The organism is Plantactinospora sp. BB1, assembly GCF_003030385.1.
In the GTDB taxonomy this organism is placed as follows: domain Bacteria; phylum Actinomycetota; class Actinomycetes; order Mycobacteriales; family Micromonosporaceae; genus Plantactinospora.
Genome location: NZ_CP028159.1, coordinates 7,566,508 through 7,591,814, shown reverse-complemented (window position 1 = coordinate 7,591,814; position 25,307 = coordinate 7,566,508). Strand labels below are relative to the sequence as shown.

The 25,307-nt window shown below is 73.7% G+C and carries 27 protein-coding genes; 12 read left to right on the top strand and 15 right to left on the bottom strand.

The window, feature by feature from the left end; genetic code table 11:
* Window positions 1-23: 23 nt before the first annotated feature.
* Both C6W10_RS33295 and C6W10_RS33290 read right to left on the bottom strand, forming a co-directional pair.
* Entirely contained in the window at window positions 24-680 is a 657-nt protein-coding gene (locus C6W10_RS33295) for an ABC transporter ATP-binding protein (protein WP_107263010.1), read from the bottom strand.
* Complete coding sequence (locus C6W10_RS33290) at window positions 677-1,231, bottom strand: PadR family transcriptional regulator (protein WP_107263009.1); 555 nt, start codon at window positions 1,229-1,231, stop codon at window positions 677-679. Before C6W10_RS33290 ends, C6W10_RS33295 begins: the two co-directional genes overlap by 4 nt.
* A gap of 108 nt (window positions 1,232-1,339) precedes the next feature.
* On the opposite strand from C6W10_RS33290, the gene C6W10_RS33285 reads away from it, so the two are divergent.
* Window positions 1,340-2,389, top strand: coding sequence for a phosphatase PAP2 family protein (locus C6W10_RS33285; RefSeq protein WP_107263008.1), 1,050 nt, complete (start codon window positions 1,340-1,342; stop codon window positions 2,387-2,389).
* Here the strand turns inward: C6W10_RS33285 and C6W10_RS33280 are convergent.
* The 3 genes from C6W10_RS33280 to C6W10_RS33270 form a co-directional block, all read right to left on the bottom strand.
* Window positions 2,373-3,770 (bottom strand): PH domain-containing protein, encoded by a 1,398-nt coding sequence (locus C6W10_RS33280; protein WP_107263007.1) that lies wholly within the window; start codon window positions 3,768-3,770, stop codon window positions 2,373-2,375. The genes C6W10_RS33285 and C6W10_RS33280 overlap by 17 nt on opposite strands.
* On the bottom strand, window positions 3,767-4,294 hold the full coding sequence (locus C6W10_RS33275; protein ID WP_107264483.1) for a PH domain-containing protein: 528 nt from the start codon (window positions 4,292-4,294) through the stop codon (window positions 3,767-3,769). Before C6W10_RS33275 ends, C6W10_RS33280 begins: the two co-directional genes overlap by 4 nt.
* A 65-nt stretch (window positions 4,295-4,359) precedes the next feature.
* Window positions 4,360-4,614 (bottom strand): hypothetical protein, encoded by a 255-nt coding sequence (locus C6W10_RS33270; RefSeq protein WP_234361513.1) that lies wholly within the window; start codon window positions 4,612-4,614, stop codon window positions 4,360-4,362.
* Between the two features lie 285 nt (window positions 4,615-4,899).
* Between C6W10_RS33270 and C6W10_RS33265 the strand changes: the two genes are divergently transcribed.
* Genes C6W10_RS33265 through C6W10_RS33255 form a run of 3 tightly spaced genes read left to right on the top strand, consistent with a single transcriptional unit; the run spans window position 4,900 to window position 7,945 of the window.
* Complete coding sequence (locus tag C6W10_RS33265; RefSeq protein WP_107263006.1) at window positions 4,900-6,045, top strand: MoxR family ATPase; 1,146 nt, start codon at window positions 4,900-4,902, stop codon at window positions 6,043-6,045.
* On the top strand, window positions 6,042-6,998 hold the full coding sequence (locus C6W10_RS33260) for a DUF58 domain-containing protein (protein ID WP_107264481.1): 957 nt from the start codon (window positions 6,042-6,044) through the stop codon (window positions 6,996-6,998). The genes C6W10_RS33265 and C6W10_RS33260 overlap by 4 nt, the downstream gene beginning before the upstream one ends.
* Complete coding sequence (locus C6W10_RS33255; RefSeq protein ID WP_107263005.1) at window positions 6,995-7,945, top strand: VWA domain-containing protein; 951 nt, start codon at window positions 6,995-6,997, stop codon at window positions 7,943-7,945. Before C6W10_RS33260 ends, C6W10_RS33255 begins: the two co-directional genes overlap by 4 nt.
* Before the next feature lie 117 nt (window positions 7,946-8,062).
* On the opposite strand, the gene C6W10_RS37660 is transcribed toward C6W10_RS33255, so the two are convergent.
* From C6W10_RS37660 to C6W10_RS33235, 5 genes are all read right to left on the bottom strand, one after another.
* Window positions 8,063-8,203 (bottom strand): hypothetical protein, encoded by a 141-nt coding sequence (locus tag C6W10_RS37660; protein ID WP_159079466.1) that lies wholly within the window; start codon window positions 8,201-8,203, stop codon window positions 8,063-8,065.
* A 374-nt stretch (window positions 8,204-8,577) separates the two neighbouring features.
* The gene (locus tag C6W10_RS33250) at window positions 8,578-9,831 is read right to left on the bottom strand and encodes an acyltransferase (RefSeq protein ID WP_107263004.1); all 1,254 of its coding nucleotides are present in this window, start codon (window positions 9,829-9,831) and stop codon (window positions 8,578-8,580) included.
* The gene (locus C6W10_RS33245; RefSeq protein ID WP_107263003.1) at window positions 9,828-10,787 is read right to left on the bottom strand and encodes an alpha/beta hydrolase; all 960 of its coding nucleotides are present in this window, start codon (window positions 10,785-10,787) and stop codon (window positions 9,828-9,830) included. The genes C6W10_RS33250 and C6W10_RS33245 overlap by 4 nt, the downstream gene beginning before the upstream one ends.
* 121 nt (window positions 10,788-10,908) lie before the next feature.
* Window positions 10,909-11,574: a response regulator transcription factor gene (locus tag C6W10_RS33240; RefSeq protein ID WP_107263002.1), complete on the bottom strand. Its 666-nt coding sequence runs from the start codon at window positions 11,572-11,574 to the stop codon at window positions 10,909-10,911.
* Window positions 11,571-12,872, bottom strand: a complete 1,302-nt coding sequence (locus tag C6W10_RS33235; protein ID WP_107263001.1) for a sensor histidine kinase — start codon at window positions 12,870-12,872, stop codon at window positions 11,571-11,573. The genes C6W10_RS33240 and C6W10_RS33235 overlap by 4 nt, the downstream gene beginning before the upstream one ends.
* Before the next feature lie 158 nt (window positions 12,873-13,030).
* Between C6W10_RS33235 and fabG the strand changes: the two genes are divergently transcribed.
* The 4 genes from fabG (at window position 13,031) to C6W10_RS33215 (ending at window position 16,557) form a co-directional block, all read left to right on the top strand.
* Entirely contained in the window at window positions 13,031-13,735 is a 705-nt protein-coding gene (gene fabG, locus C6W10_RS33230) for a 3-oxoacyl-ACP reductase FabG (RefSeq protein WP_107263000.1), read from the top strand.
* Window positions 13,736-13,850: 115 nt separating this feature from the next.
* On the top strand, window positions 13,851-14,624 hold the full coding sequence (gene fabI, locus C6W10_RS33225; protein WP_107262999.1) for an enoyl-ACP reductase FabI: 774 nt from the start codon (window positions 13,851-13,853) through the stop codon (window positions 14,622-14,624).
* A 78-nt stretch (window positions 14,625-14,702) separates the two neighbouring features.
* Complete coding sequence (locus C6W10_RS33220) at window positions 14,703-15,731, top strand: ferrochelatase (RefSeq protein WP_107262998.1); 1,029 nt, start codon at window positions 14,703-14,705, stop codon at window positions 15,729-15,731.
* Between the two features lie 46 nt (window positions 15,732-15,777).
* Window positions 15,778-16,557 (top strand): HAD-IIA family hydrolase, encoded by a 780-nt coding sequence (locus tag C6W10_RS33215; protein WP_107262997.1) that lies wholly within the window; start codon window positions 15,778-15,780, stop codon window positions 16,555-16,557.
* Window positions 16,558-16,609: 52 nt separating this feature from the next.
* Here C6W10_RS33215 and C6W10_RS33210 read toward each other — a convergent pair whose 3' ends face one another.
* Both C6W10_RS33210 and C6W10_RS33205 read right to left on the bottom strand, forming a co-directional pair.
* Window positions 16,610-17,872, bottom strand: a complete 1,263-nt coding sequence (locus C6W10_RS33210) for a hypothetical protein (RefSeq protein ID WP_159104855.1) — start codon at window positions 17,870-17,872, stop codon at window positions 16,610-16,612.
* A 361-nt stretch (window positions 17,873-18,233) separates the two neighbouring features.
* A complete protein-coding gene (locus C6W10_RS33205) occupies window positions 18,234-19,025 on the bottom strand; it encodes a hypothetical protein (protein WP_107262995.1) in 792 nt (263 codons plus the stop codon).
* A 99-nt stretch (window positions 19,026-19,124) separates the two neighbouring features.
* On the opposite strand from C6W10_RS33205, the gene C6W10_RS33200 reads away from it, so the two are divergent.
* Window positions 19,125-19,943: a DUF3097 domain-containing protein gene (locus C6W10_RS33200; RefSeq protein WP_107262994.1), complete on the top strand. Its 819-nt coding sequence runs from the start codon at window positions 19,125-19,127 to the stop codon at window positions 19,941-19,943.
* A 49-nt stretch (window positions 19,944-19,992) separates the two neighbouring features.
* Here C6W10_RS33200 and C6W10_RS33195 read toward each other — a convergent pair whose 3' ends face one another.
* The gene (locus C6W10_RS33195) at window positions 19,993-21,357 is read right to left on the bottom strand and encodes a serine hydrolase domain-containing protein (protein WP_369938727.1); all 1,365 of its coding nucleotides are present in this window, start codon (window positions 21,355-21,357) and stop codon (window positions 19,993-19,995) included.
* 190 nt (window positions 21,358-21,547) lie between these two features.
* Between C6W10_RS33195 and C6W10_RS33190 the strand changes: the two genes are divergently transcribed.
* The 3 genes from C6W10_RS33190 to C6W10_RS33180 all read left to right on the top strand — a co-directional run bounded on the left by C6W10_RS33190 (window position 21,548) and on the right by C6W10_RS33180 (window position 24,220).
* Window positions 21,548-22,018, top strand: coding sequence for an NfeD family protein (locus C6W10_RS33190; RefSeq protein WP_107262992.1), 471 nt, complete (start codon window positions 21,548-21,550; stop codon window positions 22,016-22,018).
* 5 nt (window positions 22,019-22,023) lie between these two features.
* Window positions 22,024-23,130, top strand: coding sequence for an SPFH domain-containing protein (locus C6W10_RS33185; RefSeq protein ID WP_107264480.1), 1,107 nt, complete (start codon window positions 22,024-22,026; stop codon window positions 23,128-23,130).
* A 310-nt stretch (window positions 23,131-23,440) separates the two neighbouring features.
* Entirely contained in the window at window positions 23,441-24,220 is a 780-nt protein-coding gene (locus C6W10_RS33180; protein WP_107262991.1) for a hypothetical protein, read from the top strand.
* 116 nt (window positions 24,221-24,336) lie between these two features.
* Here C6W10_RS33180 and C6W10_RS33175 read toward each other — a convergent pair whose 3' ends face one another.
* A complete protein-coding gene (locus C6W10_RS33175) occupies window positions 24,337-24,795 on the bottom strand; it encodes an SRPBCC domain-containing protein (protein ID WP_107262990.1) in 459 nt (152 codons plus the stop codon).
* Window positions 24,792-25,196, bottom strand: a complete 405-nt coding sequence (locus C6W10_RS33170) for a helix-turn-helix transcriptional regulator (protein ID WP_199853073.1) — start codon at window positions 25,194-25,196, stop codon at window positions 24,792-24,794. The genes C6W10_RS33175 and C6W10_RS33170 overlap by 4 nt, the downstream gene beginning before the upstream one ends.
* Window positions 25,197-25,307 lie beyond the last annotated feature (111 nt).

Here is a 25,307-nt window from a genome sequence, read left to right as displayed (position 1 = left end):
CTTCGACGGGCCGTCCGGCCGGCTCACGCGGCTACCCGGCCGTCGCGCAGGAAGACGGTCCGGTCCGCGTACGCCGCCACCCGGGCCTCGTGGGTGACCATCACCACCGAGCTGCCCTCCTTGCGGGCCAGCCCGGTCAGCGCGTCCAGCACCACCTCGCCGGCCGCGCTGTCCAGCGCCCCGGTCGGCTCGTCGGCGAAGATCACCGAGGGCCGGTGTGCCAGTGCCCGGGCGACGGCGGCGCGCTGTGCCTCGCCGCCGGAGACCTGCCCCGGGCGCCGGTCGGCCAGCTCGGCCACGGCCAGTTGGCCGAGCAGTTCGGCGCCCCGGCGCCGGGCCTGGGCCCGGGGCGTGCCGAGCAGTCGCAGCGGCAGTTCGACGTTCTCCCGCAGGGAGAGTTCCGGCACCAGGTCGCCGAACTGGAGCACGAATCCGAACGACCGGAGCCGGAGTCGGCTGCGCCGGCCGTCCGGGAGGTTGTCGATGCGCTGCGCGTCGAGGCGTACCTCGCCGTGCTCGGGGCGGAGGATGCCGGCGAGGACGTGCAGCAGGGTCGACTTGCCGGAGCCGGACGGTCCCATGATGGCGACGATCTCGCCGGGTGGGATGGTCACGTCGGCGCCGTCGAGCGCGACGGTCCGGCCGAACCGGAGGGCCAGGTTGCTGCCCTGGAGTGTCATCGGGACTCCTTCTCCGCGTCGTCGGCGCGGGACACCAGTGCGGCCAGCCGGGCGAGCCGGGCGACGGCGCCGTCGATCCACTTGAGGTCGGCGTCGAGGTGGTACATCTCGAAGTCGGCGTCGAGCTGGGTGAGCAGGTCGCCGGCCTGCCGCTGGGCGCGCAGCTCGCGCATCCGGGCCAGGTGCGCCTGGCGCTGCCGGTCGAGCATCGGCTCGGCCGGCCGGCCGCTGGAGAGCGCGATCAGCACCTTGGCGAAGAGCACCCGGCGGCTGCCGGTCACCTCGGGCACCTCCGGCTCGTCGAGCCAGCGGTCGAGTTCGCCGACGCCCGCCTCGGTGATCGCGTAGACCCGGCGGTCCGGGCCGACCCCGCTGGCCACTCCGGCCAGGTCGATCAGCCCGTCCCGGTCCAGCCGGCCGAGGGTGGCGTAGACCTGCGCCGACTTGAGCGGGCGGCTGTTGCCGAACCACTCGTCGTAGCGGCGGCGCAGCACGTAGCCGTGTTGGGACCTCGGTTCGAGGAGGCCGAGCAGGATCCGGGAGACCGACATGGCGGGGACACTAGCAACTGGGTTACTAAGCTAGCAAGCGAGTTGCTAGTGGCCGCGCCATCGTCCCTCTCGGAGTTCGTCGTACCGGCGCCGTTAACCTGGACGGCGATGACCGCCACCGTCACCGACACCCCGCCCGCGCCGCCACCCGGTCCGGCGTCCCCGGACAACCGGCGCCGCCGGTTCGTCGCCATGTCGATCTGGGCGGTGGCCTTCGTCGCCGCCTGGCTGCTGATCGGCCTGCCCACCGACCCGCTGTACGCCTTCGCCTGGCTCTGGGCCGCCACCATCGCCTGGCGCAGTGACCGTCCCTGGCGGACACATCTGGGCTTCGCCCGGGACTGGCTGCCGGTGGTGGTGCTGCTCGCCCTCTACAACCTCTCCCGGGGGTTCGCGGACAACGGGGCGACCCCACACGCCTACGAGCTGATCGTCGCCGACCGGTGGATGTTCGGCTGGGCGATGGACGGCCAGGTCCCCACCGTCTGGCTGCAACAGCACCTCTACGACCCGGACGGCATCCACTGGTGGGACGTCGGCGTGAGCTGGGTCTACTTCTCGCACTTCGTGGTCACCCTGACCGCCGCGGTGGTGCTCTGGCTGCGCTCCCGGACCCAGTGGGGCGCGTTCATGCGCCGCTGGGGCTTCCTCTGCGCCAGCGGCCTGGTCACCTACTTCATCTACCCGGCCGCGCCGCCCTGGTGGGCCGCGCAGTACGGGATGCTCACCGACGTCGCCCGGATCTCGACCCGGGGCTGGCGGGAGTTCGGCATGCACGGCGCCGGCAACCTGCTCAACGCCGGTCAGATCGCCTCCAACCCGGTCGCCGCGATGCCGTCGCTGCACACCGCCTGGGCGCTCTTCGTGGTGGTCTTCTTCCTCGGCGCGACCCGCCGACGCTGGTGGCCGCTGCTGCTCTGCTATCCGCTGGCGATGACCTTCACCCTGGTCTACGCGGGCGAGCACTACGTGATCGACGTACTGGTCGGCTGGGCGTACGTGGGGCTGACCTTCCTGGTCGTCGGGCTCGCCGAGCGCTGGTGGGCGGCGCGCAGGGCCCGCCGCCAGCCGGCCGAGCCCGCTCCGTCCGAGCCCACTCCGGCCGAGGCCGCCGAAGCCGCCGAGGCGCCGGAGCGGACGGTCAGCGCGGGTCGCTGAGCCGGGCGGCCCGGGCCCGGGCGGTCAGTTCGGCGGCCAGCGCCCATGCCTCGTGCAGGTCCCGGTCCCGGGCGGCGGCGCCGGGCCCGCCGGCGGTGTCCGCGTACACGGTGGCCAGCCGCAGCCGCCGCTGGAGCGGCCCCTGCACCACCCGTACGCTCTGGATCCGGGCGTACGGCACGACGAGGAGTTCCCGGGTCAGCAGTCCGGAGCGGACCGCGAAGACCCGGGCGGAGAGCCCGGCACCGAGCGCGGTACGGGCCAGCGGGTGCACCCAGCGGGCCCGGGCCGGTGGCGGGGTGAGGGTGCCGGTGATCGCCACCCCGGGCAGGATCTCCGCCATGATCATCTGTGCCGTGGCCAGGTCGCCGACCGGCAGCAGCCGGTCCGGATGGCTCCGGTCGTCCAGCTCACCGCTGGCGAACCCGGCGACCGACAGCCGCATCCGCAGCCACCCCTTCATCCGCCAGAGCAGCGGCCAGGTGACCCCGATCGCCTGGAGCCGGTCCAGCGGTACGGTCTGGGCCCGGGTCTCCAGCAGGCCGTGCCGGACCCGCAGCGCGGCGTCGTCACGGGCCAGCCGGAAACTCCAGTCGTCCAGCACCCGCCGGATCGGCTGGAGCACCACCCCGGCCATCGCGGTCAGGGTGCTGGCGACCGCGATGAACGACCAGGAACCCTCGGTGAGGAACTGGACCAGCACGAAGGCGACGCCGAACGGCAGCAGGAACGCCTGCGGGGTGAGAAGCTGGCTGACCAGCAGGTCGCGGTTGGAGACCGCGTGCAGGTGCCGGCCGACCGGAGGCTCGACGGTGCCGACCAGTCCGGGCAGACCGGGTACGCCGGGCTGACCCGGCACCGGTGCACCCGGCTGCCCGGCCGGTGTCGCGCCGGGCGCGGCCCCGGGCACCTGCACCGGGCCGGACGGCGCCCGGCCGGCCAGCACCAGCAGGCGCTCCCGCAGCACCACTGCGTCGGCCACCGTGACGTACGCCAGCGGCGCCTCCGTCTTGCCGCCGCCGACCACCTCCAACCGCAGCTCGGCGAGCCCGCTGAGCTGGGCCAGCAGCGGCCGGACCACCTCCACGGACTGCAACCGCTCCAGCGGGATCGCCCGGGTACGCCGCCACAGCAGACCCTCGTGGATCCGCAGTTCCCGCCCGACCACGTGGTAGCCGGTGTTGTACCAACTGACCACCGAGAGCACCAGCGCGCCGACCAGCAACACCGCGACGAGCAGGGCGAAGAAGCCGAGGCCGACCCGGGACAGCGTCGACCAGGAGAGCGCGGCGACGATCACCACCAGTGATTTCGCCCCGTGCAGCAGCGGACTCAACGGGTGCAGCCGCTGCCGGGGCTCGGCGCCCTCCTCGGGAGTCACAGACCCTCCGCCCGGTCCTCGCCGAGGGCGGTGAGCCGGTCGCGCAGCCGGGACGCCTCCGCCGGGCGCAGCCCGGGCACCCGGGCGTCGCTCGCGGCGGCGGCGGTGTGCAGTTGCACGGTGGCCAGGTCGAAGGCGCGCTCCAGCGGCCCGGCGGTGACGTCGACGAACTGCATCCGGGCGTACGGCACGATCGACAGTCGCCGGACCAGCAGGCCGTGCCGGACCAGCAGGTCGTGGTCGCGTTCGGCGTACCCCCAGGCGCGTACGGCCCGGACGATCACCGTCAGCCGCCACACGGTCGCTACCACCACCGCGCCGAGGGCGAGGCCGAAGAGCCAGTGACCGGTGAGCGCGAGGCCGATCCCGGCACCGGCGGCGAGGGCCAGCATGCCGATCCCGAGCCGGAGCGCCTCCACCTTTATCAGGTCCGTGGAGACCGGCTGCCAGCGTACGGTCTCCGGCCACGGCTCCAGCGGGTCCGTCGGCCCGGTCGCGGATCGTCCGGCCGCCGGCTCGCCGATCGACTCCGGGTCGTGCCCGCCTCGGTCGTCATCGCCGGGCCCGCTTCGCTCGCCGCCTCGCTCGCTCACGTGTCGAGCGTAGGCGATCCTCCGGCGGGTGCTACCTCGCGAAGGAACCCGCGCGCGCCGAGGAAGTCGCCGAGCGACTGCCGGTGCTCCACACAGGCGAGCCAGGTCTTGCGCCGCTCCGGGGTGTGCAGCCGGGGATTGTTCCAGCGCAACGCCCAGGCGGCCGGTGCCCGGCAGCCTCGCGCCGAGCAGATCCGGGGCTGACTGTCGGCCGGCGGGGAGGTGTCGGCGGCTGGGAACCCTTCGCTCACGGCGGCGATTCTACGGCGCGGCACGGCGGGGCCCGGGGGAAGAGATCGCCGGGCGGCCACGGGGGGAGCCGCCCGGCGATTCGCGCCATCGTACACAGAGAAAACCCCTCTATGTCTACCCACCATCGACCGTTTTCCGGATTGCGCGTCTTGGCGAGGCGCAAATGCGCCGGATGGAACCGCAAATCCGGTTCTCCCTTCGCGGTCTGCTCGGCGGACGTGCGACGCTTGGGGACGTCGGCCCGCGCCGACCCGTTGATCCCGTGACCCTGCTGTGGAGGACCGGTGGCCCAGCCGACGACGCCCGACACCCCGACCCCGCCCGACGTCGGCGGTGCCGTCCCGACCGTGGGGAGCACCCCGGCCGAGGACGCCACCCTGCTGGAGCGAGCCCTCTTCGAGGTCAAGCGGGTCATCGTCGGGCAGGACCGGATGGTGGAGCGGATGTTCGTCGCCCTGCTGGCCCGGGGACACTGCCTGCTCGAAGGGGTGCCGGGGGTGGCCAAGACGCTCGCGGTGGAGACCCTGGCCCGGGTGGTCGGCGGCACCTTCGCCCGGGTGCAGTTCACCCCGGACCTGGTCCCCGCCGACATCGTCGGTACCCGGATCTACCGGCAGTCGAGCGAGAAGTTCGACGTCGAACTCGGGCCGGTCTTCGTGAACTTCCTCCTCGCCGACGAGGTCAACCGGGCACCGGCCAAGGTGCAGTCGGCGCTGCTGGAGGTGATGTCCGAGCAGCAGGTGTCGATCGGCGGGCAGACCCACCGGGTGCCGAACCCGTTCCTGGTGATGGCCACCCAGAACCCGATCGAGCAGGAGGGGGTCTATCCGCTGCCCGAGGCGCAGCGGGACCGCTTCCTCATGAAGATCATCGTCGGCTATCCCACCGACGCCGAGGAGCGGGAGATCGTCTACCGGATGGGGGTCAGCGCGCCCGAGCCGTCCTCGGTCTTCACCCCGCTCGAACTCGTCGGGCTGCAACAGAAGGCCGACAAGGTCTTCGTGCACAACGCCCTGGTCGACTACACCGTACGCCTGGTGCTGGCGACCCGGGCCCCGGCCGAGCACGGGATGCCGGACGTGGCGCAGCTCATCCAGTACGGTGCCAGCCCGCGCGCCTCGCTCGGCATCGTCCGGGCCACCCGGGCGCTGGCGCTGATGCGCGGCCGGGACTACGCGCTGCCGCAGGACGTCCAGGACATCGCCCCGGACATCCTCCGGCACCGGCTGGTGCTCAGCTACGACGCGCTGGCCGACAACATCCCCGCCGACCACGTCGTCGACCGGGTGATGTCCACCATCCCGCTCCCCTCGGTCGCACCCCGGCAGAACGCCACCCCCACCCCGCCGGCCGGCCCCGGGCTCGGCATCGGACCCGCGTCCGGGGTGCCGGCGGTCGGCTCGGCGTGGCCCGGGCGCCCGCCGGCATGACGTCGGCGACCGACGGCGGTCCCGCCCGGGCCGAGGCCGTACTCTCCCGGTTGCAGTTGCTGGTCACCCGCAAACTCGACGGGCTGCTCCAGGGCGACTACCTCGGCCTGCTGCCGGGGCCCGGCACCGAGGCGGGGGAGTCCCGGGAGTACCGCCCCGGCGACGACGTACGCCGGATGGACTGGCCGGTGACGGCCCGGACGACGGTGCCGCACGTCCGGCGTACGGTCGCCGACCGGGAACTGGAGACCTGGCTCGCGGTGGACCTCTCGGCCAGCCTCGACTTCGGCACCGGCCGCTGGCTCAAGCGGGAACTCGTGATCGCGGCGGCGGCGGCGATCACCCACCTGACCGTGCGCGGCGGCAACCGGATCGGCGCGGTGATCGGCACCGGCCCGCCCCCCGGCGGCGGGAGCGGGTCGCTCGCCACCCCGCCGGGAGTGCTGCGGCTGCCGGCCCGGCCCGGGCGCAAGGAGGCACAGGGGCTGCTCCGGGCCGTCGCCGGCACGCCGACCCGACCCGGACGCACCGACCTCGGTCTGCTGGTGGACGCGCTCAACCGGCCGCCCCGGCGCCGGGGGATGGCGGTGGTGATCTCCGACTTCCTGGCCCCGCCGCAGCAGTGGGGACGCCCGGTACGCAAGCTCGGGGTCCGGCACGAGGTGCTCGCCGTCGAGGTCGTCGACCCGAGGGAACTGGAACTGCCGGACGTCGGGGTACTGCCCGTCGTCGACCCGGAGACCGGTGAGCTGCACGAGGTGCAGACCGCCGACCCACGGCTGCGGCGCCGTTACGCCGCCGCGGCGGCAGCCCAGCGCGCCGCCATCGCCCACGAGCTGCGGGCCGCCGGAGCGGCGCACCTGCGGCTGCGTACCGACTCCGACTGGCTGCTGGACATGGTGCGCTTCGTCGCAGCGCAGCGGCACGCCCGTACCCGGGGGACGACACGATGATCCGTTTTCTGCAACCGTGGTGGCTGCTCGCCGTGCTACCCGTGCTGCTGCTCGCCGGGGCGTACGTCTGGCGACAACTGCACCGCCGCACGTACGCTATGCGGTTCACCAACGTGGAGCTGCTGCGCACCCTCGTGCCGAAGGGGATCGGCTGGCGCCGGCACGCCGCGGCCGGGGTGATGCTGCTCAGCCTGCTGATCCTGGCCACCGGGATGGCCCGGCCCGCGATCGACACCAAGGAGCCGCTGGAGCGGGCCACCATCATGCTGGCGATCGACGTGTCGCTGTCGATGGAGGCCGACGACGTGACGCCGAACCGGCTGGAGGCGGCCCAGGAGGCGGCGAAGCAGTTCGTCGCGGAGCTGCCGCCGAGCTACAACCTCGGGCTGGTCGCCTTCGCCAAGTCCGCCAACGTGCTGGTGCCGCCGGGCAAGGACCGCCCGGCGGTGACCCAGGCCATCGACGGTCTGGTGCTGGCCGAGGCGACCGCGACCGGCGAGGCGGTCTTCACCTGCCTGGAGGCGATCCGGTCGGTGCCGGCGGACGGCGCCCAGGGCATCCCGCCGGCCCGGATCGTGCTGCTCTCCGACGGCTACCGCACCTCGGGCCGCTCGGTCGAGGAGGCCGGTGCGGCGGCGCAGGCGGCGAACGTGCCGGTCTCGACCATCGCGTTCGGCACCGACTCGGGCCAGGTCGACATCGGCGGCCAGGTGCAGCGGGTACCGGTCGACCGGCTGGCCCTGGCCGAGCTGGCCGAGACGACGCAGGGCTTCTTCTACGAGGCGGCCTCGGTCACCGAGCTGAAGCAGGTCTACCAGGACATGGGCAGCTCGATCGGGTTCCGCACCGAGGCCCGGGAGATCACCCAGTGGTACGCGGGGATCGCGCTGCTCTTCGCGCTCGGCGCGGCGGGACTGAGCCTGCTCTGGACGTCCCGCCTGGTGTGACGGCGGTCGTCACGCGGGTGGTGGTCGTCACGCGGGTGGTGGTCGTCATGGAGCCGACGGTCGGCCCGGGGTCGACCGTCGGCCCGGGGGTGGTGGTTGTCGCGGGAGTGGCGGTCGTCACGGGGTCGCGCGGACCAGGATGAAGACCAGCACGACCCAGGCGGCGGCGAGGGTGAAGCCCAGCGGGGCGACGTAACGCTGCATGATTCTGCTCTCCGGGTGGCGACTGGAGACGTCCGGCGGGCGGCGCGGGGCCACGCGGGAGCGTCTCGGGGATCAGTGGGCGCGCACACGAAGTCGTGACCGGACAGCTCCACACACCTCGGCTCGGCGACAGCCATCGGAAGACGCACGGCCGGACGGCACGCCGGCAGGTGCCGGAGCGGTCCGGGGATGCGGTGTGGAGCGGAACTGGGTCAGTCGGCGGGAGACGTCACGGCTCAGGCGGACTGACCAAGGACCCGGCCACGACTGGGAGGATCGCTATTTCGCACAGCGATCACCTCCAAATGTCGACCGGACCTTGAACGTGAGTCATCGTACACCCGCGGGGCCCGGCGGCCGCAGTCGGCATCCGGGTCCCGCGGGTGTCGGCTCTCCGACCGCGCCGGGCGGAAAAGCGGCTCCGCCGGTCACTCTGCGTATCGATCCGGGCCGCCCCGGGGCCGTCCGGACTCCGCTTCACCGCCCTCGCGGGTGCCCCGCCGCCGATAGCCGCCGGCCCGGCCGACCAGCACGGCGAGGACCAGGAGCAGCAGCGGCAGCCAGGCCAGCCGGGCGGCGACCCAGCCGGGTCCGTCCGGCGCGGTGTGCAGTCCGGGTACGGCACCGGCGCCGGCCAGCCGGGCCCCGAGCGCGGCGAGTGCGGTCACCCCGAGCAGCGTGCTCTGGTGCCACAGGTAGACGCTGATCGCCACGGCGTTGAGCCGGTCCACCGGGGCCCACCGGGCCGGCCGGGCCAGCGCCCGGCCCAGCGCCGGCCGGAGCAGCAGCGCCGCGCCGACCTGCGCCAGCGCCAGGCAGACCGCGAAGAGCGACGGCGGGTCCAGGTTGGACATCCCCTCCCCGGGCACCCCGACCGCGCTGAGCGGATAGCCCGCCCAGCCCAGCCCGGCCATCCCGGTCGCACCGGCCAGCAGCAACCCGACGGCGGTGCGCCGGCCGCCGAGCCGGCCGTCGGCGAGGGCCATCCCAAGCAGGTACGGCAGCAGCCAGCCGGCCAGCACCGCGACCGGTACCCGCCACGCACCGTCCCCGGGCAGCGGCACCGGCCACCCCGACGAGTCCCCGCCCCGACCCGCCAGGTCGCTCAGCGTGACCAACGCCACGGCCGGTACGGCGAGCCGGAGCGGCCCGTACCGGTCCAGCGCCCGGGCCAGCGGGGCGGTGGACGCGATCAGCACCACCAGCGGCAGCAGGAACCACAGTGGACTGACCACCAGCGTGGCGGCGGTGCGCAGGGTTCCCGCCGGGGTGCCGAGCAGGGCGGCGGCGGCGAGTACCGCCAGCCAGCCGCCGAGCAGCAGCAGTACCGGCCGACCCAGTCGACCGAGCCGCCGGCGCAGCCACGGCACCGGGCCCAGCCCCCGGGCGGTCGCCGAGCGGAGCGACCGGGCCGAGGCGTACCCGCTGACGAAGAAGAAGAGCCCGAGCGTCTGGAACAGCCAGCTCACCGGCACCAGCGCCGGCATCGCGGCCAGCGGGCTGGCGGTGCGCAGCGCGCCGTCCGGGCCGAGTACCAGGGCGGTGACCAGCCAGTGCCCGAAGACCACCCCGCCGATCGCGTACGCCCGCAGCCCGTCGACGCCCCGGTCCCGGCCGCCGCCCTCCGACGGCACCCGGTGCGTGATCGTCCCCTCGGTCCGGCGCCGTTCGAGCAGACTCATCGGACGGTCCCCGCCGCCGCGCGGGCCGGCTGCCGGTCGACCCCGGCCTCCGGTACGTCGCCGCCGGCCGCACCGAGCGTGACCAGGGCGGTTGCCCGCAGCGTCGCGCTGCCCGGCACCAGGCAGCCGTCGTGGCCGCGCACCCCGTCCACCGGCAGCGGCCGGGCGCCGAACTCCGGCGCGGCCGGCCGGACGCCGTGCCCGAAGCCGAACACCCGCACCGGGGGCAGCCGGCGGATCCAGTCGTCCGGGGCCTCGGCCGCCCAGACCCGGGCGGCGGTGTCCAGTTCGGCCACCCGGTCCACGCCGGTGCCGATCCCGGCCAGCGTCACCAGGTCGGTCACCTGCGGCGGCACCCGGGACGCGGCCAGCCCGACCACCAGGGCGCCGTAGCTGTGCCCGATCAGCGTCACCGCCGCGCCCGGGCGGTGCCGGGCCAGCGTCCGGGTCAGCTCGACCAGGGCATCCGCCCCCGCCTGCGCGTGCTCGGCGCGGGCCGCCGCCCGGCCCAGCCCGTTCGGCGGGTCGTAGCCGAGCCAGGCCAGCACCGCCACCCGGGCACCGGGCCGGACGGCACGGGCCTGGTCGTAGAGGGCGCGGGCCTGGACGGCGGGCGCGCGTCGGCGTACCCCGCCCAGGCCACGGTCGAAGTCCCGCAGTCTGCTGTCCACCCCCGGTACCAGCACGGCGATCCGGTCGGCGGTGCCGAGGTCGCCGACGACCTCCACGGCCAGCCCGTCCCCACCCGGGTCGAACGCCAGAAAGGACCGCCCGGCGGCCGCCCAGCCGGCGTACGGCGCACCGGCCGCCCGCATCGCCGCCGCCACCGCCGGGTACGCCTCGACGAACCCGGCCCGGGCCACCGCCACCTCGCTCGCCCCGGCCGGCGGCGGCACCATCAGCCCCAGCGCGAGCAGACCGGCCACCACCGGTCGTACCGCCGGTCGCCACACCATCCCGAACTCCCTCCGATCGCCTTCGCCAGCCGAGAATGCGTGCTCGGAGGGGGTCGGCGCGTCACGCCACGGGACGGCTTCCGGCGGCCTACCCGGGGACTACGGCAGGGCTACCGGGGCACTAGTCGCCGGCCGCGACCAGCCCGGACTCGTACGCGACGACCACCGCCTGGGCCCGGTCGCGCAGGTCGAGCTTGCTCAGGATCCGCCCGACGTGGGTCTTCACGGTCTGTTCCGCGACGATCAGCTCGGCGGCGATCTCCCCGTTGGAGCGCCCCCGGGCGATCAGCCGGAGCACCTCGGTCTCCCGGGGGGTGAGCCCGGCCAGGCTGGTCGGGCGGGGCCGGTCCCGGCCGGGCCGGGCGGCGAACTCGGCGATCAGCCGACGGGTCACCGCCGGGGCGAGCAGCGCGTCGCCGGCCGCGACCACCCGGACCGCGTGCACCAGGTCGGCGGCCGGGGCGTCCTTGAGCAGGAAGCCGCTGGCGCCGGCCCGCAGTGCCTCGTAGACGTAGTCGTCGAGGTCGAAGGTGGTAAGGATGAGGACCCGGGGCCGGTCCGCCGCCGGCCGGTCGCCGAGCAGCTGTCGGGTCGCGGCCAGGCCGTCCAGCACCGGCATCCGGACGTCCATCAGCACCACGTCGGGGTCGAGGCGCCGGGCCGCGGTGACCGCGTCGGCACCGTTCGCCGCGTCGCCGACCACCAGCAGGTCTGGCTGGGCCGCCAGCAGCGCCCCGAAGCCCTGCCGGACCATCGCCTGGTCGTCGGCGATCAGCACCCGGATCATCGGGGCGTACCTCCGTCGGGCTCGGCGGTCGGCTCCGGGGCGTAGGGCAGGTGCGCGGTGACCGCGTACCCGTGGTCGTCGGTCGGGCCGGCCCGCAGCCGGCCGCCGAGGAGCCGGACCCGCTCCCGCATCCCGGTCAGCCCGTGCCCGGCGGGGCCGGCGGCGCTCGCCGGCCGGCCGGCGCCGGGACCGGCCGGGTCGTTCCAGACCCCGATGACCAGCGCGGTGTCGTCCGCGTCCACCGACACCCGCACGGCCGTCCCGGGCGCGTGCCGGGCCGCGTTCGCCAGGGCCTCCTGGATGATCCGGTACCCGGCCAGCCCGACCGCCTCCGGCACCGCCCGGCGCTGCTCCGGCTCCGGACCGGTGGCGACCGTCACCGACATCCCGGCCCGGCGGGCCGCCTCGACCAGCTCCGGTACGTCGGCCAGCCCCGGCTGCGGCGCGGTCTGCGGTGCCGCCGACTCGCTGCGGAGTACCCCGAGCAGCCGGCGCATGTCGGTCAGCGCCTCCCGGGCCGACCCCGCGATCGCGGTGAACTCGTCCCGGGCCGGCTCGGGCAGCTCGCCCAGCCGGTACGGCGCGGTCTCCGCCTGCACGGCGATCATCGACATGTGGTGCGCGACGACGTCGTGCATCTCCCGGGCGATCCGGGTCCGTTCCTCCAGCACCGCCCGGCGGGCCTGCTCCAGCTCGCTGCGTTCGGCCTGTTCGGCCAGGGCCCGCTGGCTCTGCCGGCGCCGCCGCACCTGGTCGCCGACGATCAGGATCGCCAGGAAGAGGAGCGCCACCCCGTGCGCGTTGGCCCGGGTCGGCACGAACACGTACGCCGGCAGCACGCTGAGCAGCCCCGCCCAGGCGGCGATCCCCAGGCTGGTCCGGGCGGCCAGCACCAGCAGGACGAAGAGGAAGGCGATGATCTGCACCGGGCTCCACGGCCACGACTCGCCCGGCAGTGCGTCGATCACCCCGAGGTAGAGCAGCGGGTAGCCGAACCGCCAGGCGAACAGCGGGCGGAACGGTGCGAGTACCGCCGGCAGGGTTCCGCCGACGCCGAGCGCGACCGCCAGCCATCCGGGCAGGCCCCGGGTGTCGGTCAGGTACTGGATGCCGGCGATGGTGATGCCGACCAGGGCGAAGATCAGCACCGGCGCCAGGAACTGCCGGGCGCCCTCCCACACTCGTCGCCACCTGCCGGGCGGCCCGGTCGGCGGTGACAGCGGAAAGTCCGCCCCGACCAGCAGCCGGCGCAGGTCGTCGCGGCCGGTGCGTAGCGCCTCGGCGGTGCCGTTCTCCATCACCGGCAGGGTACGGGTGCCAGCTCCGCCCCGTCGTCACCCCGTGGCACGACGCCGCCGGTAGTACCCGGGTATCACCCCACCCGGGTTACGGATTACCTGCCGGTAGCGCCTAGTCTCCAACCCGCACGTCCGTACCGTCCGTGAGGAGGACACCCGTGGCCCGAACCGTGCTGGTGACCGGAGGCAACCGGGGGATCGGCCTGGCCATCGCGCAGGCCTTCGCCAAGCAGGGCGACCGGGTGGCGGTCACCCACCGCGGCAGCAACCCGCCGGCCGACCTCTTCGGCGTCCGGTGCGACGTCACCGACAGCGCCCAGGTCGACGAGGCGTTCTCGGCCGTCGAGGCGGAGTTGGGTCCGGTCGAGGTGCTGGTGTGCAACGCCGGGGTCACCGACGACACGCTGCTGCTGCGGATGTCCGAGGAGCAGTTCACCCGGGTCGTCGACGCCAACCTGACCGGCGCGTTCCGGTGCGCCAAGCGCGCCTCGGCGAAGATGCTCCGGGCCCGGTGGGGCCGCATGATCTTCGTCTCCTCGGTGGTCGGCCTCTCCGGCGGCGCCGGCCAGGTGAACTACGCGGCGAGCAAGGCCGGCCTGGTCGGGGTGGCCCGGTCGATCACCCGGGAGCTGGGCGGCCGGAACATCACCGCGAACGTCGTCGCGCCCGGCTTCATCGACACCGACATGACGGCGGTGCTCTCCGAGGAGCGCAAGGCGGAGATCCGCAAGTCGATCCCGGCCGGCCGGATGGCCGGCGCGGACGAGGTGGCCGGGGTGGTGGCCTGGCTCGCCTCCGACGCCGCCGGCTACGTCTCCGGGGCGGTCATCCCGGTCGACGGCGGCCTCGGCATGGGGCACTGACCGGCCCGGGCCCGGGGCAATCACTGGCACAATCGCCCAGGCGCCGTGATCGGCCGGGACGGACCCGGACCGGCCACGGGACGCGGGGGACCACGACGGTTTGGAGGATCTTCACGTGTCTGGACTGCTGGCCGGCAAGCGGCTGCTCGTCACCGGTGTCATCACCGACCAGTCGATCGCGTTCTCGGTGGCGAAGCTCGCCCAGGAGAACGGCGCGCAGGTGGTACTCACCGGCTTCGGCCGGATGTCCCTGGTCGAGCGGATCGCCAGGCGGCTGCCCGAGCCCGCGCCGGTGATCGAGCTGGACGTCACCGACGCCGAGCAGCTGGCCAGCCTGGCGGAGCGGGTCCGCGAGCACGTCGACGGGCTCGACGGCGTGGTGCACTCGATCGGCTTCGCGCCGCAGAGCTGCCTCGGCGGCGGTTTCCTGGACGCGCCGTGGGAGGACGTGGCGACCGCGGTGCACGTCTCGACGTACTCCTACAAGGCGCTCGCGGTGGCCGCGCTGCCGCTGATGAGCCCGGGCGGCGCCGTGGTCGGGCTCACCTTCGACGCCACCAAGGCCTGGCCGGTGTACGACTGGATGGGCGTGGCCAAGGCCGGCCTGGAGTCCGCCTCCCGCTATCTGGCGCTGCACCTGGGCCCGAAGGGGATCCGCAGCAACCTGGTCTCGGCCGGTCCGCTGCGCACGATGGCGGCGAAGTCGATCCCGGGTTTCGAGCAGTTCGAACAGGCCTGGTCCGACCGGGCGCCGCTGGGCTGGTCGCTGACCGACCAGGAGCCGGCCGCGCGGGCCTGCCTGGCCCTGCTCTCCGACTGGTTCCCGGCCACCACGGGTGAGATCGTGCACGTCGACGGCGGCTACCACGCGCTCGGCGCCGCGATGTGAGCAAGGTCCCGTCGGCCTGACCCGGCGGGCGGGCGGGGCCGGGCCGGCTCGCCCGGCCGGAGCGGGAACAATGGTGGCATGTCGTACGACGCCGTTGTGCTGATCTCGTTCGGTGGCCCGGAACGGCCGGAGGACGTCCTGCCGTTCCTGGCCAACGTCACCCGGGGGCGGAACGTGCCACCGGACCGGCTGGCCGAGGTCGCCGAGCACTACCAGCACTTCGGCGGCGTGTCGCCGATCAACCAGCAGTGCCGGGACCTGCTCGCCGCGATCCGGGCCGACTTCGCCGCGCACGGGCTCGACCTGCCGGTCTACTGGGGCAACCGCAACTGGCACCCGATGCTCGCCGACACCGTGGCCGAGCTGCGCAACGACGGGATCCGTTCCGCTCTGGGCTTCGTGACCAGCGCGTACGGCGGCTACTCCTCCTGTCGGCAATACCTGGAGGACATCGTGGCCGCCCGAGCGGCGGTGGGGCCGGACGCGCCGAGGATCGACAAGCTGCGGCAGTACTGGGACCATCCCGGGTTCGTCGAGCCGCACGCCGACGCGGTGGCCACCGCGCTGGCCACCCTCGACCCGGCCCGTCGGGAGAGCACCCGGCTGGTCTTCACCGCCCACTCGATCCCGGTCTCGATGGCCGCCTCCGCCGGCCCGCAGGGCGGCCGGTACGAAGCCCAGCTCCGCGAGACCGCCGCGCTGGTGGCCGAGCGGGCCGCCCCCGGCCTGCCGTACGACCTGGTCTGGCAGAGCCGCTCCGGCCCGCCCCAGGTGCCGTGGCTGGAGCCGGACGTCAACGACCACCTGCGGGCGCTGGCGGCCGACGGGGTCAGCTCGGTGGTGGTCAGCCCGATCGGCTTCGTCTCCGACCACCTGGAGGTGGTCTGGGACCTGGACACCGAGGCGGCGGCGACCGCCAAGCAGCTCGGCCTCGACTTCGTCCGGGCCGCCACCCCGGGCACCGACCGGCGGTTCGTGGCGATGGTCCGGGAACTGGTGACCGAGCGGCTTAACCCGGCCGACACGGCGGCGCGACGCCGGCTGGGTACGCTGCCCGCCTGGGACGCCTGTCCGGCCGGCTGCTGCCAGCCGGCCCGGCGCCCGTGACCCCGCCCGGTAGGAGAGTCATGAACGAGAGCAGCGGAGTGCCGGCATGAGCGATCGAAAGCCGGTGGAGAGCTGGCTCACCGACATGGACGGGGTACTGGTGCACGAGGGGCAGCCGGTGCCCGGCGCGCCCGAGTTCGTCCGCGCGCTGCGCGCCTCGGGCAAGCCGTTCCTGATCCTGACCAACAACTCGATCTACACCGCCCGGGACCTACAGGCCCGGCTGAACCGGATGGGCTTCGACGTCCCCGAACACGCCATCTGGACCGCCGCGCTGGCCACCGCGCAGTTCCTGGCCGACCAGCGCCCGGGCGGTACGGCGTACGTGATCGGCGAGGCGGGGCTGACCACCGCGATGCACGCCGTCGGGTACGTGCTGACCGACTTCGCACCCGACTACGTGGTGCTGGGCGAGACCCGGACGTACAGCTTCGAGGCGATCACCAAGGCGGTCCGGCTGATCGACGGCGGGGCGAGGTTCATCTGCACCAACCCGGACCCGACCGGCCCGTCCGCCGAGGGTGCCCTGCCGGCCGCCGGATCGGTGGCGGCGATGATCTCGAAGGCGACCGGGGTGGAGCCGTACTTCGTCGGCAAGCCGAACCCGATGATGATGCGGTCGGCGCTGAACACCATCGACGCGCACTCCGAGACGACCGCGATGATCGGTGACCGGATGGACACCGACATCCTCTGCGGGCTGGAGGCCGGCCTGCAGACCGTGCTGGTGCTGACCGGGATCAGCACCCGGGCCGAGGCCGAGCGCTACCCGTACCTGCCGTCCCGGATCGTCTCCTCGGTCGTCGACCTGATCGACGAGATCTGAGTCCGGCACCGGCCGCCGCGCGGCGGCCGGTGCCGGTGGGCGCCGGGCCAGGTCAGCCGGCCGCTCCGACCCGGTCGTCGGTGCGGGTGGCGGAGGCGTCGCCGGGGGCGGCGGGCTCGTCGCCGACCGGGCGACCGGGTGCGTCGCTCCGGGCCGGGGGCGGTCCGGGCCGCTGGGTGGGCAGGGCCACACCCTCGGCCGTCGGCCGGCCGGACCAGCGGGCCGGAAGTGCCGCCACGATGGCGTACCCGAGCGCGGCGGCGACCGGGAACCAGACCGGGATCATCAGCCGCTCGTACTCGGTGTCGACCGGTTTCGCGGCGAGCATGGCCAGCCCGGTCAGCCCGGTACCCAGCCACAGGAAGGTGAGGTGCCGGGTCCGGGTCGCGAAGATCAGCGTGGCCAGTACCACCGCGATCAGCGGGAACGGGGAGAGCACCATGTGTTGCAGGGTGCCGGGCCACCATTCGAGGTTCTTCTCCCACAGCCAGGTGTACGGCTCCGGGGTGTCCGGGACGCTGAAGTGGTTGGTGGCGTAGTCCTGGATGGCCTCGGTCAGCGACGGCAGCTTCAGGGCCGCGCTGACCGCGAACCAGCCGACCAGGGTGGCCAGGCCGAGCCCGCCGGTGAGCAGCGCACCGCGCCGGTTCGGGAACCTGGTCAGCAGCGCGCAGCCGCTCGCGGCCAGCAGCACCAGGGCCATTGCCACCCCGTTCGCCGACTTGGTGACGAAGGTCCAGCCGAAGCCGGCGAGCGCGATCGGCAGGCCGCTGAACCGGTTCCGCCAGAGCAGCATCGCGCCGATCAGCACGGCGAGGCAGCCGGCCAGCATCGCGCCGTCGGCGAGCATCCGGGTTATCCAGTACCCGGTCGGCAGCAGGTAGACCAGGGCGGCCGCGGCGACGCCGACCAGGCGTATTCCGAAGGCGAGCCAGACGGCCAGATAGCTGAGCAGGCCGACGGCGACGGCGATGACGAGTGTCGCGATGGCCATGCCCTGCCAGGCGCCGAAGATCTTCACGAAAGGCGTTGCGAACAGCGGATATCCCGGCCGGCTGTCGAAAATTGCGATGTACCGGGGAGAAATGCCCTGTTGGGGATATCCGTTACGACAGGCCGGGCGCATATTCAGGTCTTTGGCCGAACGGTTGATGTCGCGACACACCTGAAAGGACGACCGGGCGGACGCGGTCGCCGGATCGGTGCCGGCGAAGATCTGCGCCTGCCGCATGTACCAGTAACTGTCGCCGGAGGAGGCGATCCGGCGCGGGTCCTCGTAGCGGGCCATGCAGAGCGCTCCGGCAATGGCTATCACCAACATCACCCAGGTCAGCTCGACCAGGGTGCGACGGTTGAACCACCGGCGTCGGGACGCGGGGGGACTCGCGGAAGAGGTGTTCGTGAGATCGGTCGTATTCGGGGTGCCGCCCATGAAACGAGGACCCTACCGCACCTTTGCGACCGGAATCCTGCCCCCGCCGCCCCGGCGGTGGACGGTCGGACGAATTGGTCGGCGGGATTTCGCGATCGGGTCGGTAGCGGTGCATTCCCCAACGGTCGTCGTTCGCGAGGACGGGTTTCGACGGATGTGTTCGGGCAGCTCCGGCAAGCGAATGCGCCGGTGTCGGGGTACCCCGGGATGCCGGCTGGCCGACCCCGGGGGACGGCGGCGCGGGTCAGGCCGAGAGCGGGGCGTTGCAGGCCGCCACGACCGCGCGCCGGCAGGCGGCGGTGAGCGGGCGGAGGGCGGCGTCGCGCTGCTGGGCCTCGTAACCGTTGACCGAACCGCCCGGAGCGGCGTGCTCGGCCAGCGCCAGCACCTGGTCCAGCACGCTGGCCCGGGCGAACAGCCGGCGGGAGCGCGGATCGAAGCCGGGCGGCAGGTCCATCCCGTTGTCCGGGCGGCGCAGCGCGGCGAGCGCACCGGCCAGCTCGGGGCGCCACTGCGCGACGTCGAGCCGGGTCAGCGCCGCGGTCGCCTCGGCGAGGGTCACCGCCAGCTCGGCCTCGGCCTCGGCCGCGCCGGGACTGCCGAGCGAGGCGGCCGGAGCGGTCTCCGGCAGCGGATAGACCCGCCACAGCACCGTCTCGAACGTCACGCCGGACCCGCTGGTGTGCGTGCGTACCTCGGGAATCACGCCCAGGCCACGGGCCACCACCGCCTCGCCGGCCAGCAGGGCCGCCGAGGCGAACGGGCCCGGACCGGGCAGCCCGCGTGGATCGCCCGGGGCGGGCAGCACCAGCCGGATCTCGTCGGGGGAGAGCTTGGAGAAGGCGCAGAGCGCGTCGCGCAGCGGTATGTCGGTCCAGGCGCCGGGGGCGTCGGCGACGAGGTGCTCCTCGCCACCGGCGATCTCGTCGGCGATCTCGTCGTAGGGCACCAGCCCGGCACGCCATGCGCGTACCCAGGCCACGAAGCGGCTGGACCGGCGCGCCACGAGAGTCGCCGCGCCCGTTGCGGGGGACATGCGGCTAGGGTACGTGCTTCCCGCGCCGGCTGTCTCGGCTGCCGGCCCGGCGGCGCGTCAACCCCGCTCGGCGGCCGGCGGCGGCTAGCGTCGCCTCCCATGGGGAGGATGTACGGCGACGACGTGCTCGCCGGGGACTGGCGGCGGCGCAGGGTGGTGCCCGAGGTGCCGGCCGAGGCCGATCTGGTGGTGGAGGACGCCGACTCGGGGTTTTGCGGCGCGGTGGTGGGTTTCGAGTCCGGTGCGGTGGTGTTGGAGGATCGGCACGGCCGGCGCCGGAACTTCCCGCTGCTGCCGGCGGCGTTCCTGCTCGACGGGCAACCGGTGACGCTGCGCCGGCCGGCGCCGTCGGCGGCACCGGCGCCACGCCGGCGGACCGCCTCCGGCTCGGTGGCGGTGGCCGGGGTACCCGCACAGGTGGCCAAGGCCAGCCGGATCTGGGTGGAGGGCGTGCACGACGCGGCGCTGGTGGAGCGGATCTGGGGCGACGACCTGCGGATCGAGGGCGTGGTGGTGGAGCCGCTGGACGGCATCGACGAACTCGCGCAACGGGTCCGTGAGTTCGGCCCCGGTCCCGGACGACGGCTGGGCGTACTCGTCGACCACCTGGTGCCCGGCTCGAAGGAGAGCCGGATCGTCGCGGCGGTCACCTCGCCGAACGTGCTGGTCACCGGCCACCCGTACGTCGACGTGTGGCAGGCGGTGAAGCCGTCGGCGCTCGGCATCCGGGCGTGGCCGGTGGTGCCGCCGGGACGGCCGTGGAAGGAGGGCGTCTGTGCCGCCCTCGGGGTGGCCGAGCCGGCCGAGATGTGGCGGCGCATCCTCGCCCGGGTCGACAGCTTCCACGACGTGGAGACACCCCTGATCAACGCGATGGAACGGCTCATCGACTTCGTCACGGTCCCGTCCGCGCCCTGAAACGGGTCCCGTCCGCGCCGTGAGACCGGTGGTGCGGCCGGGGTGCGGGTCAGCCGAGGTCGTCGGGGTCGCGGGTGAAGACGAAGGTGGCGATCTCCAGGGCGGTGGCCGCGCCGGCCGGGTCGCGCCGGACGGTGAGGATCTCGCCCTCGTTCATGCCGGAGCGGCCCCGCCAGCGGCCGGTGCCGTCCCGGCCGAACCGCCAGTGCGGGACGGCCCCGGCCGGCAGCTGGGTGAAAACCAGTTCCTCGGCGCTCGGGTGCCAGGAGACCTGGAACTCGCGCCCCATCCACCACCAGCGGCCGGTCAACTCGGCGATCCGCGCCTCCGGCGGCGCGGTCGCCGGACGCCAGGGCCGGACCGGCCGGGGTACGGCGTCGAGCACCGTACCGAGCACCTGCCGGCCGAGCAGCGGCAGCGATCCGACGCGCAGCCCGTACGCGTTGGCGAAGCCGACCACGCCGGTGCGGGACGGCCGGTGCACCGAGACCGTGGCCACGTAGCCGGGCATCGAGCCGCCGTGCCCGGCGTACACCCGGTCGCCGACCCGGTGCAGTTCCACGCCGAGCCCGTAGCCGGCGGTCCAGGAGTCCGGGTCGGCCATCGCCACCGGAACGCACATTTCGGCCAGGGTGTCCGGGGCGAGGATCTCCGGATCCGGGGCGGCGAGGAAGCCGCCCCAGCGGGCCAGGTCGGCCAGGCTGGCCCAGAGCTGCCCGGCCGGCGCCATCGCCCCGGTGTCGGTACGCGGCTCCTCGCGCAGCGTGTCGTGCCAGGGATGTACCACGTAGCCCCGGGCGTACGGCTCGGCCGGCTGGTAGGAGGTGCGCACCATCCCCAGTGGATCGAGCAGCCGGGACCGGACGAGTTTCCACCACGTCTCGCCGGTGACCCGTTCCAGCACCGCCCCGAGCAGCCCGTACGCGAGGTTGGAGTAGTGGAAGGTGCGGTGTGCCGGAAAGGCCAGTTTGTCGCTGGTCAGACCGGCCAGCAGGGTCTCCAGGTCGGCACCGGCGGAGCGTTCCCACCACTCGCCGTCCGGTTCGCGTTGCAGGCCGGCGGCGTGGCCGAGGAGTTGACGCAGCCGGACGGCGCCGAGCGGGTTGCCGGGCAGGTGTCGGTCCAGCGGGTCGTCCAGGTCGAGCAGCCCTTCGTCGCGCTGGCGGAGCAGCAGTACCGCGGTCATCGTCTTGGTGATCGAGCCGATCCGGTACTGGATGTCCGGATCCGGCGGCGGGGTCTCGCCGGCCGTGGCGACGTGCACGAGCCCGCCCTCCGGAGCCGTGCCGGCGGCGGTCGGGGCCCGGAACACCCCGAGGATCAGCGACGGCGCCCGGCCGGTGGACTGGGTCTCGGCGACGAGCGCGTCGATCCGGCGGGCGGTCTCCGGCGGTAGGCCGGTCTCCGGCGACAGGGTGGCCACGGGGCTGCCTCCTCGGCTCGGGTACGGGAACCGGACTGAATTATCCGAACCGGACCGTCGGGGCGGAACCGGGCCGGAGCGCGGCGCCGGACGGGCGGATTCGCCCGTTCCTGGCATACGAGATCTTATGTGCGTCGATCGCGAGTTCGCCGGTAGAGCGTGAGCGTGCCAGGATCGATGTGTGGAGCCGCTCCTGTGGATCGTATTGGGCGTCGTGCTGGTGGTCGCGGAGATCTTTACGACGACCCTCTTCCTCGTCATGTTCGGGGTCGGGGCGTTCGCCGCGGCCGGTGCGGCCGCCCTCGGCGCGCCGTTCGCCCTCCAGGCGGTGGTCTTCGCCGCCGTCTCGGCGTTGACCCTGGTCTTTGCCCGCCCGGTCATCCAACGACACCGCCAGTCCGCGCTGGCCGGCGACGAGCAGCCGTTCGGCGTGCAGGCGATTGCCGGGAGCACCGCGCTGGTGCTCGAACGGGTGGACGCCAACAGCGGAGTGGTGAAGATCGATGGTGAGATCTGGACCGCCCGTTCCTACGATGCGACCCAGGTGTTCGCCCCCGGCGACCGGGTGCGGGTGATCGAGGTCAAGGGCGTGACCGCGCTGGTGTGGCACGAAGATTTCGCTTCCGATGAGCAGCCCGATACAAAGAGGTGAGCGGTGTGGATACTGTGATGGGCATATTGTTGGCCGCCGTGGCCCTGATCGTGGTGGTCACGCTGATTCGGGCGGTGCGGATCGTCCCGCAGCAGCGTCAGGACGTGGTCGAGCGGCTCGGGAAGTACAAGCGCACGCTCCATCCCGGCCTCAACCTTCTGGTCCCGTTCGTCGACGCGGTACGCACCAAGGTCGACATGCGGGAGCAGGTGGTCAGCTTCCCGCCCCAGCCCGTGATCACCTCGGACAACCTGGTCGTCTCGATCGACACCGTGCTCTACTTCAAGGTCGTCGACTCGGTGAAGGCCACCTACGAGATCTCGAACTTCCTCCAGGCGATCGAGCAGTTGACGGTCACCACCCTGCGTAACGTCATCGGTTCGCTCGACCTGGAGCGGGCGCTGACCAGCCGCGAGGAGATCAACCGGCACCTCTCCGGGGTGCTCGACGAGACGACCGGACGCTGGGGCATCAAGGTGACCCGGGTGGAGATCAAGGCCATCGAGCCGCCGCCGAGCATCCGCGACTCGATGGAGAAGCAGATGCGCGCCGAGCGGGACCGCCGGGCCGCGATCCTCAACGCCGAGGGACACAAGCAGTCGCAGATCCTCTCCGCCGAGGGCGAGAAGCAGGCCGCGGTGCTCCGCGCCGACGGTGACCGGCAGGCCCGGATCCTCCAGGCGGAGGGACAGGCCAAGGCGATCCGTACGGTCTTCGACGCGATCCACCAGGCGAACCCGAGCCAGAAGGTGCTGGCCTACCAGTACCTCCAGGCGCTGCCGCAGATCGCCAACGGGACCGCCAACAAGGTCTGGATCGTGCCCGCCGAGCTGAACAAGGCGCTCGAAGGGCTCGGCGGCGCGCTGGGCGGACTCAGCCAGATGGTCGGCGACGAGCCCCGGGCGAACGTCGACTCCGGCGCGGTCGAGCGCGAGGCGGCGGAGGCGGCCCAGGCCGCCGCGGCGGCGGCCCAGGAGGTCAACGCCGAGGTACGCGCCGCGGAGGCGCAGGTGACGTCGCGGCCCGCGCAGGGGCTGCCGGCGCCGGAGCCGGTCCCGCCGGCCAGCCTGCTCGGCGACTCCGATGTGGACAGGCAGCCCGAACGGGGCTGACCGGGTTCCAGGTCCTGGAGCGAAGAGCACCGGCCGCCGTCGGGCACCCCGCCCGGCGGCGGCTCGGCCTATTCCGGCAAAGCGTCCGCGCGGCGCCCCGGCACCTGACACGATCGGTCTAGCGACTGGCGTGCAGGAGCGGGGCGTCGAAGCGGATCGCGTCCGCGCCGCCCGCGCAGTGTTGAGCGAGGTGACGCGCGTGATCCACCCCTCGAAATCGGAAAACCACCCCTCGAACCCCAAGCGTGATCCCGCGCCTCCCGATGCCCGGACGGCGCCGAAGCGGACAGCCGGCACCGGACCGGGCACCGTGGCTCCGGCCTCCGGACGCTGGCCGTACGGCGGCCTGGCCTTCCTGCCGTTCGTGGTGGAGCGAGGCGGCGACGAACCGGCCAGCGACGCGAGCTGGGCCTGGTCGTTGCGCCGGATGGCCCGGCTCGCCGTCTGGTCACTGCCCGGTTACGCCATTGTGTACGGTTCGGTGACCCTGGTCGGTGCCGGTGACGCGCCGTTCCTCACCCAGCAGCGTCCGGCGCACCTGCTCGGCTGGATCGGTGCGCTCTGGCTCGGCCTGCTCGGGCTGATGGCGCTGGCCAGCCTGCTGGTCAGCACCCGCACCCGGGGCACCGGCACGGCCGGCCTGCTGGTCGCGGTCGCCGGCACGATGCTGGTACTCCCGTTCGGCGGTCTGCCCGACCCGACGGCGACGTTCGGCAGGGCCGGTCAGGTCATCGCCGTCTGCGGCGGGCTGCTCTACTCCCTCGGCTGGTGGCTGGCCGGGCTGGCGCTGTACCGCTCCGGGGTGTTCAGCCGGTCCGACGGCGTACTGCTGATGATCGCGGCGCCGCTGCTCGGCGTCGGCGGGATGCTGGCGTCGGCGCTGCACGCCCTCGGCGCGATGTTGGTGCTTGCCGCCGGGATCGGGATCGCCTGGCGGGCCCGGCGGCTGGTGCCGCCGGTCGGCCGGGCCGCGCTAACCCGCCCCGGTACGGCCGGTGCGGTGGCGGCCCGGGTCTCCGGCGGCGGCCTCGGCGTCACACCGGCGGGTGGCGGGCTCGGCCCCGCCACGACCGGCCCCGCCCCGTCCTGACCGACCCACCCGTCCCGGGTCCCGGGTCCGGTCCGTCGCCGGTCCGGTCCCGGTGCCGCTCCGCCGCCATCGCCGGTCCGGTCCCGGGCGGACTGTCCGCTTCGTCCTGGGTGGAGCTATCCTGCCGGTTCGCTGGCCGGGGTGCCGTCCGGCTCGGCCAGCAACTCCGCCAGCCGGCGGAAGACCATGCCGCGCCAACCACCGTCCATGATGGCGAAGGCGCGCTGCTGGATCGGGTCGTCGGGGTCGAACCCGGCATGTTCGACGAAGAGCCGGGTGCCCCGCCCCTCGGCGGCCAGCGTCCAGGTGACGGTGGTGTCCAGGTGTCCGCCGGTCCAGGAGAGCCGGAGCAGCGACTCCGGCTCGACGTCGAGCACCTCGCCGTGCACCACGCCGTCGAATTCCTGGTCCGGCCGGGCCATGGTCTGGAAGGTGAACCGGTGTCCCGGCACCGCCTTGAAGTCGTTCGGCATGAACCACCGGGCCAGCAGCTCGGGCTCGGTGAGCGCGCGCCAGACCCGACCGGGTGGATGCGCGAGATACTGGTCGGCCCGGATCACGCCGCGTTCGGTCATCGTCGTTTCCCCTCCTGCTCGCCGGAAGCCCGGCTCTGTTCGGTGGTGGTGGCCCCGGCCTGCCCCGGGCCGTCGGCACCCTCCTCGACGCCCATCGCGTCGAGGAGATCGCGCAGCCCGGTGAGCTTCTGCCGCCAGAACCGCTCGTAGGGCGTCAGCCACTCGGCCACGTCCCGCAGCGGCTCCGGCCGGAGCGAATAGAGCCGTTGCCGGCCCGACCGGCGCTCGACCACCAGGCCGGCGTCCCTGAGCACCCGCAGGTGCTCCGAGAGGCTCGGCCGGCGCATGTCGAAGTGCTCGGCCAGCTCCTGCACCGGCCGCTCGCCCCGGTCGAGCAGCAGGCCGAGCAGTTGCCGCCGGGTCGGGTTGGCGACCGCGGTGAAGACGTCGATCTCAGCCACGGCGGGCCTGCCTGACAGTCATGCGGCAACAATAGGTAGGCGATGTCCTACCAGTCAAGGGTAGGAAATCTCCTACCTGTCGGGGTCGGCCGAACGGCGGCCCGGGGACGG